Below are 16,608 nucleotides of genomic sequence, written 5' to 3' on the forward strand. Positions count from 1 at the left end.
TGTCTCGTCTTGGGTGTCACAGACAGGCTCTGATCAGGAGGTTGATGGTCATGCGGGTGTTCGTCGCAGGCGGGACCGGGGTGTTGGGTCGGCGGCTGGTGCCGCAACTGGTGGCGCGGGGTCACCAGGTGACGGCGACGACGACGAGCGCGGCCAAGCTGGACTCGTTGGAGCAGCTGGGCGCGGAAGGCGTCGTGATGGACGGGCTGGACGCGGTGTCGGTCGGTGAGGCGGTGGCCAAGGCCCGGCCGGACGTGATCGTGCACCAGATGACCGCGATTTCCGTGGCGCATGCCGGCAAGCCCGATATGAAGCACATGGATCAGTGGTTCGCCGGCACCAACCGGCTGCGCACCGAGGGGACCGACCACCTGCTGGCCGCCGCCGAGGCGACCGGCGTCCCTCATTTCGTCGCGCAGGGCTACGCCGCCTGGAACGGCATCCGCGAGGGCGGTTGGGTGAAGACCGAGCAGGACCCGCTGGACCCGATGACGGGGACGCCGGCGGAGCCTGGGATGACGGCGATCGACCACGTCGATGACGTGGTCGTCAAGGCAGGCGGCGCGGTCCTGCGATACGGCTGGTTCTACGGGCCGGGCGCCACCGACGACCTGGTCGAGCCCGTGCGCAAGCGGCAGTTCCCGGTCATCGGGGGCGGCGCCGGGTACTGCTCGTGGGTGCATCTGGACGATGCGGCGTCCGCTACCGTCCTGGCCTTGGAGCAGAAGGCGCGGGGCGTGTTCAACATCGTCGACGACGAACCGGCTCCGGCGAGTGAGTGGCTGCCGTATCTGGCGGCGTGCGCGGGCGCGAAGCGGCCGATGCGGGTCCCCAAGTGGCTGGCCCGGCCGCTGGCCGGAGACGTGGCGGTGGTGATGATGACCGAGGGGCGCGGCTTCTCCAACGCCAAGGCCAAGCGGGAGCTCGGCTGGCAGCTGCGCTACCCCTCCTGGCGGCAGGGCTTCCAGGAGGAGCTGGCGTGACCCGGGTCGAGGAGTTCCAGGAACTGCGGCCGCTGCTGTTCTCGATCGCCTACCGGATCCTCGGCAGCGTGAGTGAGGCCGAGGACGCGGTCCAGGAGACCTGGCTGCGCTACGAGGCCGCCCCGACACAACCCGCCTCGACCAAGGCGTTCCTGTCGGCCGTGGTGACCCGGATCTCGATCGACGTGCTGCGCTCGGCCCGCGTCCGGCGGGAGGAGTACGTCGGGCCGTGGTTCCCCGAGCCGCTGCTCACCGACCCCTACCAGGACCCCGAGCGGTCGGCGGAGCTGGCCGACTCGGTGTCGATGGCGGCGCTGCTGCTGCTGGAGCGGCTCAGCCCGCTCGAACGCGCGGTCTTCGTGCTGCGAGAGGTTTTCGGGTTCAGCTTCCCCGAGGTTGCGTCGGCGGTGGGGCGGTCGGAGGCGGCGTGCCGCCAGCTCGCGGTGCGGGCGCGCCGCCACATGGACGCGGGTCGGCCCCGGTTCGAAACCGACCGCAAAGAGCGCGACGAGCTCGCCGGGCGATTCCTCGACGCCTTCCGGGACGGGGACGTCGACGGGCTGCGGGAGCTCCTGGCCGCCGACGTCCAGATGGTCGGCGACGGCGGCGGCAAGGCCCCGCAATGGGCCGACCGCTTCATCGGTGCCGAGAACGTGGCCCGGGTGCTCGCCGCGCTCGTTCCGCTGTTCGCCCGGATCGGAGCGAAGGTGGAGCCGCACCAGGTGAACGGCCAGCCAGGCGCGATCTTCCGCGACCGGGACGGCAAGGTCCTCAACACCTGGGCGCTCGACATCCTCGACGGGCAGATCCAGACGATCCGTACGGTGAACAACCCCGACAAGCTCGGGCACATGGGTCCCGTGGCGGATGCCTGGGCGGCCCTCCGCGAAGAGCCGACTGAGCTCCAGACCGAGGGGCCGGTACGGCTGGCGGGCCGGGAAACCCCACCGTGAGCAATCACGGCAGGGCGCCCCGGTCCGCCCCAGCCCGACAGGCAGCCACGGCGGCCTGGCCAGGCGCGATGGACGTCGCCCGGTCCACCGCCCAGACCCGCACGCAGGCCCTGCCGGACCGCGAACCGTCCGAGGGCGAGCGGTGAGCTCGTATTGCTGTGTCCGGACATCCCGCAGCACTGCGACCTCGGGCAGGTCATCCAGCGGTGGTGCGCCACCCGTCAGTGGCAACGAGGTCGAGCTATCGGGCGGGGTGGAGATCGGTCGTGTAGAGCACCGTGCCGTTCAGGTCGCGCAGGCGAACGGTCAGCTCCTTGCTTTCTGCGTCGATCGAGACCTCGCCGAAGAACTGGAAGCCCTCGGCGGGTGAGCTGTTCGCCGCCGGCGGCGTCTTGGCGAAGCGCAGCTGGGGTCCGAACGTTCCCTCGAGGTTGTTGGGGCCGAAGGCGCCCGCGTTGAGCGGGCCGGAGACGAACTCCCAGAACGGGTCGAAGTCGCTGAACGCGGCCTTGGCCGGGTCGTAGAAGTGGGCCGCGGTGTAGTGCACGTCGGCGGTCAGCCAGACCATGTTCTTCACGCGGTGCCGCTTCGCGTACGACAGCAGGTCGGCGATCTCCCGCTCACGCCCCAGCGGCCGCCCGCCATCGCCCTGCGCGATCCCCTCGGACGCGGTGCCGTCAGGGACGATCAGGCCGATCGGCAGGTCCGCCGCGATGACCTTCCAGGTGGCCTTGGAGGCGCGCAGCTCGCGCTTGAGCCATGCCAGCTGCTCGGCGCCGAGCAGGCCCGGGCCGCTGGTGGAGTTGTTCGCGCCGTTCGGGTCCTTGTAGGTGCGCATGTCGACGACGAACACGTCAAGCAGCCCACCGTGCTCGATCTTGCGATACATCCGGCCGTTCGCCCCGCGGATCGCGCTCGGCGTGTACTCGATGGTCGCCTGCCGGGCCCTCGCGGCGAGGACGTCGACGCGCTTCTCGGTGTAGCGGGCGTCATCGAGGATCTCGCCGGGGTACCAGTTGTTGACCACCTCGTGGTCGTCCCACTGGTAGATCGTCGGCACGGCCGCGTTGAAGGCGCGCAGGTTGGCGTCGAGCAGGTTGTAGCGGAACTGGCCGCGGTACTCGGCGAGGGTCTCGGCGACCTTGGCCTTCTCCGCGGTGACCAGATTGCGCCACGTGCGTCCGTCCGGCAGCGTGACCGTCTCGGTCAGCGGCCCGTCGGAGTAGACGAAGTCGCCGCTGCACAGGAAGAAATCCGGCTCGAGCGCGGCCATCGACTTGAAGATCCGGTAGCCGCCGAAGTCGGGGTTGATGCCCCAGCCCTGTCCGGCCAGGTCACCGGACCAGACGAAGTTGATGTCGCGGTGGCCGGACGAACCGGATGAAGGGGTACGGAAGCCGCCGACCGTGGGAGCGGACGAGATCCGGTCCCCGTCGAGCCGTACCCGGTAGTGGATCTGGCGGCCGGACGGAAGGCCGGTCAGGAACGTCTTGCCGGTGAAGTCGGTGTCGGCGGTGAGCAGCGGGCCCCCGATGGTGCGGGCGTGCTTGAAGTCCGGGCGGTCGCTGACGTCGACGAGCATCCGCGCGGTCCGGTCGGAGCGCGTCCATACGACGCCGCCGTGCGCCGTGACGTCGCCGCTCTGCACTCCGTGCGTCAGCTGTGGCCGGCCGCCGCGTACCAGCGAGGGCGCCGCCACGGCGGAAGCTCCCGCGCCGAGGATGGTCCCGCCGCCCACGACGCCGCCTGCGACAAGGCCGGTTCGAAGGAAGGTCCGCCGGTCCAACACCATGGATGACTCCTGTCTCGATCAAGTGACCATGCGCATGATGCGCGGCGTTCGCGAACTGCGCCAGACCCGATGATGTCCATCCGGCGAATCCGGCAGGTCGATGGCGTGGCACCCGGTTTGACAACCCACCGTGATGGAGTGTCTCCTTGTGCGCATGCCAGCGCGCGATTCTCGTCGTGACCCGATGGTGCCGGGCTCAGCGTTCTCCGCCGAGCTCCGCAGCCGTACGGGCGCCGCGCTGTGTCCTTCGTGTTGTTGTCGCTGACCGCTGTCCCAGCCGCGTTTCCAGCGTCACAGTCCCGGCTCCGGCCACCCTGTCTTCGGGCGCCCGCCCGTACACGAAGGACGTCTCCCTGTGGACCTCGATCTCATTCCCGACATCACGATGCGCGGCCAGGACGACCCGCATGGACGGGTGGTGACCAGGCGCCCGCCCACGGTCGGCCAGCTCGCCGCGCTAGTACGAGAGCACACCGGGCGGCCCGGGGACTGGTGGCACCAGGTGCGGTTCGACCCGTCCGGGCCGGTCAGCGTGCGGCTCCCCGGTGCCGAGGACGCCGACGTGTGGCTGACCGCGTGGCCGCCGGGATGCCGCACTCACCTGCGCCCGCACGAGAGTGACGTGCCGCAGGTCGCCACCTTGATCGCGGGAGAGCTGGCCGAGGTCACCATCGCGGCCGATGGGGTCACCGAGCGTCCGCTGCGCGCCAACCGGGTCCGCGTCTTCGGCGGCCGTCCCCGTCCGCGCCGAGGCGACGACGGCCATCTGCACGAGCTCGCCAATCCCGGTACGAGCTTCGCCATCACCCTGCACGCCTCCGGTACGAGCCGGGCCGCCGACGGGTCGTCCGGTCCGTCGCCGGACCGCGCCGGCCGCTGAGGAGCCGGTGCGGCCGGGTGCTCAGGGCTCGCGACGGCGGGCCCGGGTCAGCACTCGCACCAGGCCCACCACGCCGAGGCCGATGAACACGGCGGGCCCGAGTATCTCCGCCCGCACGATGGCCCGTTCGGCGAGGCCGCCGGCGAGGTAGACCGCCGCGACGGCGAGGAACAGCAGGCCGGCGAGCAGCGAGCCGGGGTCGAAGCGGTGCTTACGCAAGGCTCACCTCCACGTTTCCGATCCGGCTTCGTACGTGGAGCTCGATGACCGGTGGGTTCTTCGGGCGGCTCTCGGGCTCCAGCAGCTCGTTCACCTTGGCGTTGGGGCCACTGGTGACCCGGCGCTCCACGGTCGCGTCGCCGAGCCCGGCTCGGACGTGGAGGTCGATCCGGGCCGTCCGCGGCACCTTGACCAGCAACTCACCCACCGTGAGCTCGGCGTTGACCCTGATCCGCTGCCCCGGCACCAGCGGCAGGGCCGTGAGGTCCAGCCGTCCGCTTCCCACGGCCACCTTGTAGAACTGTTCGGACCTGGTCGCGTCGACCGGACGCCACTCGACATCACCGAACCGGCCGTTCACAGGTGCCTCCGCGATGACGGACGTCGTCACCAAGCCGAGCGACAGGACTGTGCCGCAGGCCATGAGACCCCGGCCACGGCCGTACATCGATGCGATCAACAACCCGAACCCGACGACGGCCAGCCCCGTTGCGGTCCCGATCTGTACGGCACTGTTCGGCGGATGGCCGACGGCGACCGGGACCATCGCGGCCACCGCCATCATCGCCACGAGCAGGATGACCGGCGTGAGTACGGAGGGTCCGCAGGAGGGCGCCGGCCCGCCGGCGGCCCGCGGGGGCGGCGTCCCGGGCACGGTGAACCGGCCCGGCCCGGGGTGCGGGCCCGGCGGAGACGGCGGACCGGGCGGAGACGGTGGAGACGGTGGAACGGGCGGGGCGGCGCGCCCGGCTGAGCCCTTTCCCAGCGTGGCCAGGTCGATCATCCCGGGGAGCAGTCCGGTCTCCTTGTCGAAGGCCACGGGCCGGGCGGCGGGCGCCGGCGGTGGGGGAGCCGGCGACCGCAGTGGCCGGCCCTGCAACCGTTCGGGGAGAGTCCGGGCCAGCTCGGCGAAGTTCACGCCGCGGGAGTGCGCGACGAGCAGGACCAGGGCGAACACGGGGACCACGGTGAGCGCGGTCTGGGAGCGCCCGGCGCCGGTGAAGCTGAGCAGCACGCCGAGAGAAAGCAGTCCGCCGAGGATGGCGAGCGTCGTGTCGCCGTCGAAGCGGCGTCTCAGGATCTGCTCGGCGAAAGACGGGCCCGCGTCCGAGGAGTCCGGACGTTCGTCCGGCATGAGCAGCGCGGCGGCCACGTACAGCAGGATGCCGGTGCCGTTGGCCACGACGAGCAGAGCGAAGCCGATGCGGAAGATCAACGGGTCGATGCCGGTGTAGCGGCCCAGACCCGCGCAGACCCCGTTGACGATACGGCCCTCCCGGGCGCGCGGCAGCCGGTCCGCTCCGCGGGGCGCGTACCCTTCCTTCGCGGGTTCGGCCCGGCCAGGTCCAGCGCTGTCGTCACTCATGGACACATGGTCTCGGTTCGGACTCCCACGCGGTATCAGGGAGACCCCTGATACGACCCTGAGGCCTCGCGCCGGTCGATTCGGGGGACGCCCCGATACCGCCGCCCCGCCATACGTGTGACCATCGCTTCAGAAGGCGGGCCACGCCCGCCGGAAGGCACACCAAGGGAGACCGATGACGGAGGCCGCACAGCCGGACACCCGGCTGACCCGCCGGGCCGACGGACGCCTGTTCGCGGGTGTCGCGCGGGGTCTGGCCGACCATCTCGGCCTCGACCTGCTGATCGTACGGCTGGCGTTCGTGCTGCTGACCGTGGCCGGCGGCATGGGTGTGGCGGCGTACGCCGCGTTCTGGGTGCTCGTGCCCCAGCGCGAAGAACCGGCCGGGCGCCGCGACTGGCTGCAGCTCGCCGCCTATGGCGCCCTGATCGCCGGGCTTTCCTCCGTGACGTGGTCGCGCGGGGTGGCCCAGGTCGCGCTGTGGCCGCTCCTCGTCTGCGGGATCGGCTGCGCCATCCTGTGGCAGCAGGCCGACCGCGACCAGCGCCAGCGGTGGGTCCGTACGACCACCATGCCGCTGCGGCGCATGTGGCTGCGCAGCCTGGTCGGCATGGCCCTCGTGCTCGCCGGGATCGGCGGCTTCGTCTTCCAGCAGCTCGACGCCGGCCAGGCGAGCGGGCACGAGGTGCGCCAGATCCTCGTGGCCACCGTGGTCATCCTGGCCGGAGTCGCCATGATCGCCACCCCGTGGGTCCTGCGGCTCTGGCAGGACCTGGACGCCGAGCGGCGGGAGCGGATCCGGTCCCAGGAGCGTGCTGAGCTCGCCGCGCATGTCCACGACTCGGTGCTGCACACGCTGACGCTGATCCAGCGCAACGCCGCCGACCCGCGTGAGGTGCAGAGGCTGGCCAGGTCACAGGAGCGCGAACTGCGCAGCTGGCTGTACGCGCCACGCGCGGACCCCGACCAGACGCTCGCCGCGGCCGTGCAGAAGCTCGCGGGCGAGGTGGAGGACGATCACGGGGTGCCCATCGAGGTCGTGTGCGTGGGAGACTGCCGGCTGGACGACCGGCTCGCCGCGATGCTGCAGGCCGCCCGCGAGGCGATGGTCAACGCCGCGAAGTACGCCGGAGCCGAGTCGGTATCGGTCTTCGCCGAGGTCGAGGGCGAGGAGGTTGCGATCTTCGTCCGCGACCGGGGCAAGGGGTTCGACCTCGACGCCATCCCGCCCGACCGGATGGGCGTGCGCGGGTCCATCATCGGGCGCATGGAGCGCAACGGCGGGAAGGCCACGGTGCGCACCGCCCCCGGCGACGGCACCGAAGTCCGCTTCGAGATGAAACGCTCGTGACCGCGGCCGTCACGCGCGCGGCGGCCACCGAGCGGGCAGGGAGAACAGGTTGATGAGACGTGTGGTCCTGGTGGACGACCACCAGATGTTCCGTACCGGGGTGAAGGCGGAGCTCGGCGAGTCGATCGAGGTGGTCGGCGAGGCCGGCGACGTCGACGAGGCGGTCGCCGTGATCTCCGGCACGGAACCGGACGTGGTGCTGCTCGACGTGCACCTGCCGGGCGGCGGCGGGATCGAGGTGCTGCGGCGGCTCCAGGGTGCGACGTCGGCGCGTTTCCTCGCGCTGTCGGTCTCCGACGCCGCCGAGGACGTCATCGGGGTCGTCCGCGGCGGCGCGCGCGGTTATGTGACCAAGACGATCTCAGGGCCCGAGCTGACCGCCGCCATCGGCCGGGTGGCCGACGGCGACGCGGTGTTCTCGCCCCGGCTCGCCGGGTTCGTGCTCGACGCCTTCGCCGCGACCGATGTCCCGGCGGTCGACCCCGAGCTCGACCAGCTCACCCAGCGCGAGCGTGAGGTGCTGCGGCTGATCGCTCGGGGCTACGCCTACAAGGAGATCGCCAAGGAGCTCTTCATCTCGGTGAAGACGGTGGAGACGCACGTGTCCAGCGTCCTGCGGAAGCTGCAGCTCTCCAACCGGCACGAACTGTCCCGCTGGGCCGCCGCCCGCAGGCTGGTCTAGCGTTCGTCCGTCCCGCCGATGCCGCCGGGCCGGCCCGGACTGGAACGGTGAAACCACGGCCGGTCGCCCGACGTCAGTGTTCTGCGTGGTTTCGACGTTCCCCTCGCTGGAGGTCCGGGTTGAGGCTCCCCAAGACGCTCGTCGCCGTGCTCGCCGGCTCGTTGATCGCCACCGCGGCATGCAGCGGCTCCGATGCGCCGCCGAAGCCCTCGGCCCCACCGGCCGACCACTCGACCAGCGCCGCCGCCGCGCAGCCGTTCGGCGACGCGGGCCCGGGGACGGGGCCGTTCCGGCGGGTCTGGCAGGCCGATGTCCCCGCGCCCGCCGGGCCGCCGCAGCACCCGTTGGTCTCCTTCGACTTCGTCGCGGGTCAGGTCGTGGTGATCTCGGGTCGCGGGCTGGACGTGCGCGACGGCCGGACCGGGGCGGCGCGGTGGCACTACTACGAGAGGTCGCGGGATCTGGCCGGTCTTGCGGTGACGGCCGACGCGCTGGTCGTCACCACGGTCGCCGTCGGCGTGAACGGCGCCAAGCTCCCGGACGACAAGGCCGACCTCCGCACCACCGGATTCGACGCGGTCAGCGGTCGGGTGCTGTGGCGCGCGGATCGTTTCCGCCCGCTCCACGACGGTTCGGTGGGCGGGTACGAGCCGGTGCGGGCAGCGTCGGCGGGCGTCGCGGTGCTCCGCGACGAGGCCGCGAAGAAGACCCTGGTCGGGGTGGACACCCGCACCGGCAGGCAGCGCTGGACCTGGACCATTCCGCGCGGTGTCACCTGTGACCCGGACCCGCTCGACGGCGACGGATCCCTGCTCGTACTGAACGCGAACTGCGCCCCGGACCAGGACCTGTACGCCCTCGACCCGGCGACCGGGGCGGTGCGGTGGGAGCGACCCGCTTTCGCCGGCCGGCTGTCCGGGGGTTCAGTGCGGGGTGGGATCACGATGCTGACCAGGAGAGGGCCCGGTTCCTCCCCGCCGAGATTCTCCCTCATCGGGGCCGACGGCAAGGAGATCCTGGGAGAGTCCGCGCGGCGCGTCAGCGCGGGCGGTTTCGCGGTGGCCGGTGACCGGGCCGTCGTGAGCTACCACGACAGTGACGGCGCGAGGAACTCCCGGTCCAGGACGTGGCTCGGGTTCGTCGACACCCGTACCGGCAAGCTGGAACGGCGCGTGTGGGAGCGCCAGGCCGGCGAACTGGTCACCGTCGGCGGCAGGGTGTACGGGTCGCGCAAGTGGCTTGGCGAGTACGCCGAGGATCTCTTCGACCTCGATCCCGGCCTGGTGCCGTCGGCGCTTGACGTCATCGACCCGGCCGCCGCCCGGGTGACGACCGTTCCGTTGCCCTTCCCGAAGCCCGGCTTCTGGCCGACAAGGCCGAGCACGCGGTGATCCACAGTGTGCGGGTCGTCGGAGACCGGGTCTACACGGCCAGGCTGCTGAACACCGGCCTCCGGCTGGCGGCCTACGCCGCGGCCGGCGGCGCGTCGCCGGTCGGGCTCGGCGGGGTACGACCCGGCGCCTGGCCCAACGCCTGTGCCCTTCTGAAGGGCGCCTTCTGGGCACGCGACCCCGACAACTTCCCGGCGGATCCGCTCCGCATCGGCTCGGCGTCGATCCGCCGCTGGAGCTGCAAGGTCGACGGCGGAGCGGAGGTGCGGATCGGCTGGGTGGCGCCGACAGTGCAGCAGGCCGACGAACTGCTCGACGCGTCCGGTACGGAGGCGAAGGCGATACCGAACGTTGGCGACGAGGCCTACGAGATCTACATCAACCTTCAGCCTTCGCTCGTCGTCCGGGCCGGCCGGTACATCGTGGTCTTCGACGACGTGCCTTCGATGTCCGACCCGTTCCTCCTGAAGGCGGCGCGGACCGTGGCGAAGAGGCTCGAGTCACGCTGAGTGGGCCGGTCCGGCTCAGGCCACGGTCTGGGCGATCGGCTCGAGGCGGGGCTGGGCGATCGCGGTGTAGTCGCGGGCGTCGAGCGCGAGCGACCTGTCCAGCCGGGCCGCGTTGAAGAAGATCTCGTCGCCGTCCAGAAGCGCGGGGTCGACGACCAACTCCAGCTCCGGGTCGAACGAGAACGGCAGGATAGTGCCGCTGACGCTGCCGGCCACGCAGCGGCCGTACACCGTCACCAGTCCCCTCGGAAGGCCTGTTTGATCTCGTCGATGCGCGACTCGTCACGGCGGTAGAACGTCCACTGCTTGATCCGCTTGCCCTCGATGAGGCCGGCCTGGGCGAGGATCTTCAGGTGCTCGGCGGCGGTGGGCTGGCTGACGCCGAGCTTGTTGGCGATGAAGAGCGCACACACGCCGTCGCGTTCGAGGTCGCCGTCGGTCTGCGGCGGGAAGTGGGCGGCCGGGTCTCTCAGCCACTGCAGGATCTGCAGCCGCCGCTCGCTGGCCAGGGCCTTCAGCACTCCGATCGAGAGCATTTAGGTAGTTTGCTAATTGCCTTGATAGCTGTCAAATCACCAGACCGAAAGTTGCCTAGGGCAACTAAGTGATTTATGGTTGCCCAAGGCAACTAGATGGAGGCGGTCGTGATCTCGAACGACGACGGCTGCGGCGAGCTGCTGGTCCAGCTCAGCGCGACCAGCATGGTGATCAAGAGGATCAAGGGCGAACTGCCGCCCGGCAGCCCCGGCGCCGGCCTGAGCGTCATGCGGACGCTGTCCCAGTGCGGGGAGATGCGCGTCAGCGAGCTGTCCGAGCGGTTCGGCACCGACCAGTCGGTCATGAGCCGGCACGTGGCGGATCTGGAGGAGCGCGGACTGGTCGAGCGCACGCCGAACCCCCACGACCGGCGCTCCTCGTATCTCCGGCTCACACCGGATGGTGAACAGGCGGCGGAGGAGGCCTTCGCCCTGGCCCGCGGCGTCCTCGCCGAGACCCTGCACGACTGGACCGGTGACGAGATCGCCGAGCTCACCCGCCTTCTCGCCCGCCTCCGTACGAGCTTCGACGCGCGCCGGCCCTCCGCCGCGCCGGTCTCCCGCACGACCGTGGGAGCGAAAGGAAACTGATGGCCATCACAGCGTCTCCCGAGGCCCGGGAGGTCCCCGAACCGGCCGCCCCCATGACACACCGGGAGATCATGGAAGCGCTGTCCGGACTGCTGCTCGGCATGTTCGTGGCGATCTTGTCGTCGACCGTCGTGTCGAACGCGCTGCCCACGATCATCTCGGATCTGCACGCCGGCGAGACCACCTACACCTGGGTCATCACGGCGGCCCTGCTCGCGACCACGGTGTCGACCCCGATCTGGGGCAAGCTCGCCGACCTGATGAGCAAGAAGGTGCTCGTCCAGCTCGGCCTGATCATCTTCGTCATCGGCTCGGCGATCGCCGGGGTCGCGCAGAACCCGGCGATGCTCATCGCCGCCCGTGTCGTGCAGGGCATCGGTGCCGGAGGCCTCACGGCCCTCGCTCAGGTGGTCATGGCGGTGATGATCTCGCCGCGCGAGCGCGGTCGCTACTCGGGCTATCTCGGCGCGGTCTTCGCCCTCGCGACGATCGGCGGCCCGCTCATCGGCGGGGTCATCGTCGACACGTCGTGGCTCGGCTGGCGCTGGTGCTTCTACGTCGGGGTGCCCTTCGCCGTCATCGCGCTGATCGTGCTGCAGAAGACGCTCCACCTGCCGGTGGCCAAGCGCGCCGTCAGGGTGGACTGGGCCGGCGTGACGCTGATCACGGCCGCCGTCTCGCTGATCCTCGTGTGGGTGTCGTTCGCCGGCGTCAGGTACGAGTGGCTGTCCTGGCAGACCGGCGCGATGGTCGGCGGTGCCATGGTCCTCTCGGTGCTCTTCCTGCTCGTGGAGGTCAGGGCGAAGGAACCGATCATCCCGTTGCACCTTTTCCGGATCCGTACGCTGGCCCTGTCCGTGGTCGCCAGCCTCATGGTCGGCATCGCGATGTTCGGCGCGACCACGTTCCTCAGCCAGTACTTCCAGCTCGCGCGCGGGGAGTCGCCGACGAAGGCCGGCGTGATGACGCTGCCGATGATCATCGGCCTGGCGCTCTCGTCCACCATCGTTGGACGAATCATCACGCGCACCGGACGCTGGAAGGTCTTCCTCGTCCTCGGTGGGCTCCTGCTCACCCTCGGCTTCGGCCTGATGGGCACGCTGCGGTTCGACACCGACTACCGGCTGGCCGCGGCGTACATGTTCTGCGTCGGTGTCGGCATCGGCATGACCATGCAGAACCTCGTCCTGTCCGTGCAGAACCAGGTCCGGCCCGGCGAGCTCGGAGTGGCCAGCTCGACGGTCGCGTTCTTCCGCACGCTCGGCGGCGCGGTCGGCGTCTCGGCGCTCGGCGCGGTGCTGGCCACCGACGTCACCCGTTACATGCGCGAGAACCTCGCGGCCCTCGGCCTCCCGAGCGGCGGGGACGGCCGTGAGTTGCCCGACCCGTCCACATTGCCCGGCCCGGTGCGGCTGGCCGTCGAGAGCGCGTTCGGCCACGCGGTCGGCAACGTGTTCCTGTATGCCGCGCCGGCCGCCCTCCTCGCGTTGATCGCCATCCTGTTCATCAAGGAGGTGCCGCTGCGCACGGTCAACGCCGAGCAGCTGCGGACCGGAGTGGACGCGGGCGTGCCGGCGGACGCGCTCGCGCCCGCCGCGGTGCGGGGACGGCACGCCGTGAGGACTTCGTGATGAACTTCAATCAGGTCGTGCAGGCCGGGATCTCCCTGATCGGTGCCACGCTGAAGGTGGAACTCGACATCCAGGCGGTGCGGGGGGAGGCCCCGCCCCAGGCATGATCGTTGTCCGTACGGGCATCAGGAGGAGACGCAGCGATGAGCGAGGCCCAGGTGACGGCCGTCACGCGTGAGCACGCCGGCGAGCACGCCGATGAACACGAGGCGTACTGCGCCGTCGAGCACCAGCTCGGCGTTCTTCTGCGGCGGGCCCGGGCGTTCTCGGCGGAGATGGGCCGGGAGGTGCACCCCGAGCTGGAGCCCGGCGCGTACAGTCTGCTGATCCGGATCGACGAGGTCGTGCCGGCGCGGTCCAGCGATCTCACCGAGTACTTCGGGGTCGGCAAGGCCACCATCAGCCGCCAGCTGAAGGTGCTGGAGGAACTCGGCCTGATCGAACGCGAGCCCGATCCCGCCGACGGCCGCGCGCACCTGCTGGTGCTCACCGGCGAGGGTCGGCAGCGGCTCGCCGGCGCCCGGTCCGCCCGGCAGGAGCGCTTCCGGGCGATGCTCGGCACGTGGGACCTGGGCGATGTCGAGCTGCTGGCCCGGATGCTCGGCCGGTTCAACACGCTGACCGACTCCTGGACCGAGCCCGGCCGCGAGAGAGGCCGCGCCTGATTGGCCGGCCCGGCGCCGGCCTCAGGCGGCCCGGTGGGTCTGCCGCCGGCCTTAGACGGGCCGGTGGGCCGGGCAGTCCGTTCCGCAGCGCTCCGCGTGGCGGGCCAGCCCGCGCGCCATGCGGCGGAGCAGCACCGTGAACCCGGCCCGCAGGAGCACGCCGGTGAGCGGGATCTTCCGCTCGAACCGCGCCTCCCAGCGGATCGCGGTGCCGCCCGCGCCCGGCCCGAGGGTCACGTCGGCCCGGTAGTCCCTGACCGGGGCGCCGGCCAGCATCGTGTACGCGTAGTGCCTCGGCGGGTCGAACGCCACGACCTCCTCACGGAACAGACCGGCTCGCCGGACCGAGCCGATCCCGTCGGGGTCCGCCTCGCCCGCCCGCTCCCGGGTCGACTTGAAGGGAAAACCGCCCCAGTCGGCCCAGGTCACGGCCTTGGCGAGATGGCCGAAGACGATCTCGGGCGGGGCCGACGAGGTCGCGCTGACGTCGATGCTGTACGGCACGGTGCTCTCCCTGGGGGCCGGGTGCGGCGATCCTCAGAGCAACGTAGCGAGAAGGCGCTCCTGAAAGGAGGTCAAGTCGCCGCCGACGACGACCTTCACGGTGCGGCGGGCGTACTCGGCGGGCAGCGCGCTGCTCGTAGCGGCTCAGTGACGGGTTGACGGCGATCATGGCGGCGGGCGAGCGCGTCGTGGATGACGCAGCCGCGCCGGCCGAAGGCGTCAGTAGGGGAACGGGATCGTGCGATCCTCAGGGGACCTTCGCGGGCGGCGCAGTCGCCGCCGGACCCGGTCGAGTCGCTCTCCGTCGGCCGAATCGCCCTCGTCTCGACCGGCTCGGCGCTCGAGAACGCCCTCGACCCATATCCCGAGCGGCAGATCAGGCCACTTCTTCCAGGTCTTCGGCCGGCGGGACGCAAGGCGCTCTTCGGCAGCGTACGCCGTCTCGGCGTCAGGCCGGCCCGTGGCGGCGAGCAGGTCCTGCTGAGCACGATGCCGGTTCGCGCGATTCACCTGCCGTTTCCTGGCGGGGACCGACGTGCGTGCGGCCTTGTCGCTGTTGCCGTAGTTGGGGCGCCGATCCTTGGTGTAGCTCAGCCGTTTCTTCTCCTGTGGCGTCTTCTGCGGCATTACCGCACTCCATTTCCCCGGGCTGCTGAGTCGGGACAAGCGCATCTCAGGAGTGTGGGGCGGTCGTCAGAGCAACGTAGCGAGAAGGCGCTCCTGAAAGGAGGTCACGTCGCTGCCGACGACGACCTTCACGGTGCGGCGGGCGTCCTCGGCGGGCAGTGACCGCGCGTCCCACATGGTCGCGCCGCGGGTCAGCTCGCCCCGCAGTTCGACGCGCACCGGGCGCTCCTCGTACCGGCCCAGTGACGGGTCGACGGCGATCATGGCGGCGAGCGCGTCGTGGATGATGCAGCCGCGCCGCTTCATCGTGGCGGTGTAGGCGTTGACGTAGAACTCCAGGATGCGGACGGCGAAGCGCGCGACGTCCGATTCCCCCTGCGCGAGCCGGTTCAGCCACTCGTCGCCCACCGCCGTCGGGTGCGTGGCGTCCAGGGGGACCAGCACGATGGGCCAGTCGGCCGCGAAGACGAGGTCGGCGGCCTCGGGGTCGTGCCAGATGTTGGCCTCGGCGTGCGCGGTGATGTTGCCGGGGTGGTCGAAGGCGCCGCCCATGATCACGACCTCCCGCAGCAGTTCGGGGAGCTCGGGCTCGAGCAGCAGGGCGATGCCGAGGTTGGTGAGCGGGCCGATGGCGACCAGCGTCAGCTCTCCGGGGTGCGCCTTGGCCAGCCGGACGATCTGCTCCGGTGCCGAGATCCCGTCCGGGGTGGCGGCGGGGACGGGCAGGTGCGTCTCCCCGAGCCCGTCGGTGCCGTGCCAGTCGTGGGCGAAATGCACGTCCTGTGCCATCGGGCGGCCGGCGCCCACGGCCACTGGCACGTTCTCGATCCCGGTCATCTCGAAGATGCGCAGAGTGTTGAGCGCGCCCGTCGCCGGGTCGACGTTTCCGTGCACCGTTCCCACGCCCACCAGCTCGGCCTCGCCCGCCTTGACCAGCGACGCGAGATACAGAAGGGTGACGGCGTCGTCGATGCCCGTGTCACAGTCCAGCAGAATCTTGCGCATCGCTTCCTCTCACATCGACACGCTGATGACATCGCCATCTTAGGGATGATCTCTGTTTATCCGTGCAAACGGCATGGGGTGCGCTGTCAGACGAGCCGTGGACCGGTGTGCCAAGCGCCGAGGGGCGCGGCGGGGTCCGCTGCGAGCGCACGGTCTCGGCCCACGCGAGCGCGGGGGAGGCGAAGCACGGTCGCGGGACCGGCCGGCCGAGACCCGTCTGCCGGACGGCGTCCTCGAACACTCGGAAGGGCGCATGCGACGCGCCTGCGGTCGCGTGCCCGCACCGTGGGAGTGCAGCAGGACGACCCGGCGGGTCCACCGGATTTCGCGACGTCGGGAGATGCCGCGCGTTCGAATTCTCGCCGGTGACGAGGAGGAAGAGCGTGACGGCTCCGTCGAGACGGCTTTCGGAATCTCTGGCGACCGGCGCCGAAAAGGCAGCGGAGAGCGCGAAATTCTGGCCTGCCGGCACCAGTGACAATAACTCGAGTATCGGCCTGAATTAAAGCACTGATATCGGGCGGAGAGTGGCGCTCACGATGCGCCGAATCTGTGGCGACGCCACCGAGCCGCCTTTCCTCCCGTCCGACGCCCGGACCTCGGGTGCGCCACCCAAGTAAAGCCGCCACCCCCCCGAACCCCAACCCTTCGGCCGACTCCGGCCAAACGTATGGTATGCCGCTTCGGTTGCCGTTCCTCCTTACGGGCGTTGACGCGGGGAACGGCAAGGAACTCCTATCCCCGCCGGATACTGCGGAGCCTACGACATTTCCTTATGGTCCCGAACTGTCTGCATATCTGTGCACAACTCGCCGTGTCGTATCACCGCCGAGGATGGAGCGGAGGTAAAGCATGATCTTTTAGGATCTGCAGACGCCGTGTCCTATTCGACGACGTCACAGACGGCCCTGCCGGGTGTAGGG

At 70.6% G+C, this 16,608-nt stretch carries 18 protein-coding genes; 10 read left to right on the plus strand and 8 right to left on the minus strand.

What is annotated here, in order from left to right:
* The first annotated feature begins 50 nt into the window (after positions 1 to 50).
* Together HKK74_RS03755 and HKK74_RS03760 are read left to right on the plus strand one after the other, a co-directional pair.
* The gene (locus HKK74_RS03755; protein WP_187241628.1) at positions 51 to 983 is read left to right on the plus strand and encodes an NAD-dependent epimerase/dehydratase family protein; all 933 of its coding nucleotides are present in this window, start codon (positions 51 to 53) and stop codon (positions 981 to 983) included.
* Positions 980 to 1,936 (plus strand): RNA polymerase sigma-70 factor, encoded by a 957-nt coding sequence (locus HKK74_RS03760; protein ID WP_312881219.1) that lies wholly within the window; start codon positions 980 to 982, stop codon positions 1,934 to 1,936. Before HKK74_RS03755 ends, HKK74_RS03760 begins: the two co-directional genes overlap by 4 nt.
* 241 nt (positions 1,937 to 2,177) lie before the next feature.
* Here the strand turns inward: HKK74_RS03760 and HKK74_RS03765 are convergent, their stop codons facing one another.
* Entirely contained in the window at positions 2,178 to 3,728 is a 1,551-nt protein-coding gene (locus HKK74_RS03765; protein ID WP_187241629.1) for an alkaline phosphatase D family protein, read from the minus strand.
* Between the two features lie 355 nt (positions 3,729 to 4,083).
* Between HKK74_RS03765 and HKK74_RS03770 the strand changes: the two genes are divergently transcribed.
* Complete coding sequence (locus HKK74_RS03770) at positions 4,084 to 4,608, plus strand: cupin domain-containing protein (protein WP_187241630.1); 525 nt, start codon at positions 4,084 to 4,086, stop codon at positions 4,606 to 4,608.
* A gap of 21 nt (positions 4,609 to 4,629) precedes the next feature.
* On the opposite strand, the gene HKK74_RS03775 is transcribed toward HKK74_RS03770, so the two are convergent.
* Complete coding sequence (locus tag HKK74_RS03775) at positions 4,630 to 4,827, minus strand: hypothetical protein (RefSeq protein ID WP_187241631.1); 198 nt, start codon at positions 4,825 to 4,827, stop codon at positions 4,630 to 4,632.
* Entirely contained in the window at positions 4,820 to 6,193 is a 1,374-nt protein-coding gene (locus HKK74_RS03780; protein ID WP_187241632.1) for a PspC domain-containing protein, read from the minus strand. Before HKK74_RS03780 ends, HKK74_RS03775 begins: the two co-directional genes overlap by 8 nt.
* Positions 6,194 to 6,368: 175 nt before the next feature.
* On the opposite strand from HKK74_RS03780, the gene HKK74_RS03785 reads away from it, so the two are divergent.
* From HKK74_RS03785 to HKK74_RS03800, 4 genes are all read left to right on the plus strand, one after another.
* Positions 6,369 to 7,544 (plus strand): ATP-binding protein, encoded by a 1,176-nt coding sequence (locus tag HKK74_RS03785; protein WP_187241633.1) that lies wholly within the window; start codon positions 6,369 to 6,371, stop codon positions 7,542 to 7,544.
* Between the two features lie 52 nt (positions 7,545 to 7,596).
* On the plus strand, positions 7,597 to 8,226 hold the full coding sequence (locus HKK74_RS03790) for a LuxR C-terminal-related transcriptional regulator (protein ID WP_187241634.1): 630 nt from the start codon (positions 7,597 to 7,599) through the stop codon (positions 8,224 to 8,226).
* A gap of 119 nt (positions 8,227 to 8,345) precedes the next feature.
* Positions 8,346 to 9,617 (plus strand): outer membrane protein assembly factor BamB family protein, encoded by a 1,272-nt coding sequence (locus tag HKK74_RS03795; RefSeq protein WP_187241635.1) that lies wholly within the window; start codon positions 8,346 to 8,348, stop codon positions 9,615 to 9,617.
* Positions 9,614 to 10,126 carry a hypothetical protein gene (locus tag HKK74_RS03800; RefSeq protein ID WP_187241636.1) on the plus strand — a complete coding sequence of 171 codons (513 nt, stop codon included), beginning with the start codon at positions 9,614 to 9,616 and terminating at the stop codon, positions 10,124 to 10,126. Before HKK74_RS03795 ends, HKK74_RS03800 begins: the two co-directional genes overlap by 4 nt.
* A gap of 15 nt (positions 10,127 to 10,141) precedes the next feature.
* Here the strand turns inward: HKK74_RS03800 and HKK74_RS03805 are convergent, their stop codons facing one another.
* Entirely contained in the window at positions 10,142 to 10,342 is a 201-nt protein-coding gene (locus tag HKK74_RS03805; RefSeq protein ID WP_222721836.1) for a YbaK/EbsC family protein, read from the minus strand.
* 17 nt (positions 10,343 to 10,359) lie between these two features.
* A complete protein-coding gene (locus HKK74_RS03810; protein ID WP_187241637.1) occupies positions 10,360 to 10,662 on the minus strand; it encodes an ArsR/SmtB family transcription factor in 303 nt (100 codons plus the stop codon).
* Positions 10,663 to 10,770: 108 nt separating this feature from the next.
* Between HKK74_RS03810 and HKK74_RS03815 the strand changes: the two genes are divergently transcribed.
* From HKK74_RS03815 to HKK74_RS03825, 3 genes are all read left to right on the plus strand, one after another.
* Complete coding sequence (locus HKK74_RS03815) at positions 10,771 to 11,253, plus strand: MarR family winged helix-turn-helix transcriptional regulator (protein ID WP_187241638.1); 483 nt, start codon at positions 10,771 to 10,773, stop codon at positions 11,251 to 11,253.
* A complete protein-coding gene (locus HKK74_RS03820) occupies positions 11,253 to 12,884 on the plus strand; it encodes an MDR family MFS transporter (protein WP_187241639.1) in 1,632 nt (543 codons plus the stop codon). Before HKK74_RS03815 ends, HKK74_RS03820 begins: the two co-directional genes overlap by 1 nt.
* Before the next feature lie 143 nt (positions 12,885 to 13,027).
* Complete coding sequence (locus tag HKK74_RS03825) at positions 13,028 to 13,549, plus strand: MarR family winged helix-turn-helix transcriptional regulator (RefSeq protein ID WP_187241640.1); 522 nt, start codon at positions 13,028 to 13,030, stop codon at positions 13,547 to 13,549.
* A gap of 51 nt (positions 13,550 to 13,600) precedes the next feature.
* Here HKK74_RS03825 and HKK74_RS03830 read toward each other — a convergent pair whose 3' ends face one another.
* The 3 genes from HKK74_RS03830 to HKK74_RS03840 form a co-directional block, all read right to left on the minus strand.
* A complete protein-coding gene (locus HKK74_RS03830; protein WP_187241641.1) occupies positions 13,601 to 14,053 on the minus strand; it encodes an SRPBCC family protein in 453 nt (150 codons plus the stop codon).
* A 219-nt stretch (positions 14,054 to 14,272) separates the two neighbouring features.
* A complete protein-coding gene (locus HKK74_RS03835) occupies positions 14,273 to 14,680 on the minus strand; it encodes a hypothetical protein (protein WP_187241642.1) in 408 nt (135 codons plus the stop codon).
* A 66-nt stretch (positions 14,681 to 14,746) separates the two neighbouring features.
* Positions 14,747 to 15,685 (minus strand): nucleoside hydrolase, encoded by a 939-nt coding sequence (locus HKK74_RS03840; protein ID WP_222721837.1) that lies wholly within the window; start codon positions 15,683 to 15,685, stop codon positions 14,747 to 14,749.
* Between the last annotated feature and the right edge of the window lie 923 nt (positions 15,686 to 16,608).

This window comes from Actinomadura alba, assembly GCF_014323705.1.
GTDB classification, from domain to species: domain Bacteria; phylum Actinomycetota; class Actinomycetes; order Streptosporangiales; family Streptosporangiaceae; genus Actinomadura_C; species Actinomadura_C alba.

Bases quoted from the DNA above. Each gene is read 5' to 3' on its own strand.
- HKK74_RS03755 (WP_187241628.1), top strand. From the start codon at position 51: ATGCGGGTGTTCGTCGCAGGCGGGACCGGGGTGTTGGGTCGGCGGCTG.
- HKK74_RS03765 (WP_187241629.1), bottom strand. From the start codon at position 3,728: ATGGTGTTGGACCGGCGGACCTTCCTTCGAACCGGCCTTGTCGCAGGC.
- HKK74_RS03780 (WP_187241632.1), bottom strand. From the start codon at position 6,193: ATGAGTGACGACAGCGCTGGACCTGGCCGGGCCGAACCCGCGAAGGAA.
- HKK74_RS03785 (WP_187241633.1), top strand. From the start codon at position 6,369: ATGACGGAGGCCGCACAGCCGGACACCCGGCTGACCCGCCGGGCCGAC.
- HKK74_RS03790 (WP_187241634.1), top strand. From the start codon at position 7,597: ATGAGACGTGTGGTCCTGGTGGACGACCACCAGATGTTCCGTACCGGG.
- HKK74_RS03810 (WP_187241637.1), bottom strand. From the start codon at position 10,662: ATGCTCTCGATCGGAGTGCTGAAGGCCCTGGCCAGCGAGCGGCGGCTG.
- HKK74_RS03820 (WP_187241639.1), top strand. From the start codon at position 11,253: ATGGCCATCACAGCGTCTCCCGAGGCCCGGGAGGTCCCCGAACCGGCC.
- HKK74_RS03825 (WP_187241640.1), top strand. From the start codon at position 13,028: ATGAGCGAGGCCCAGGTGACGGCCGTCACGCGTGAGCACGCCGGCGAG.
- HKK74_RS03835 (WP_187241642.1), bottom strand. From the start codon at position 14,680: ATGCCGCAGAAGACGCCACAGGAGAAGAAACGGCTGAGCTACACCAAG.
- HKK74_RS03840 (WP_222721837.1), bottom strand. From the start codon at position 15,685: ATGCGCAAGATTCTGCTGGACTGTGACACGGGCATCGACGACGCCGTC.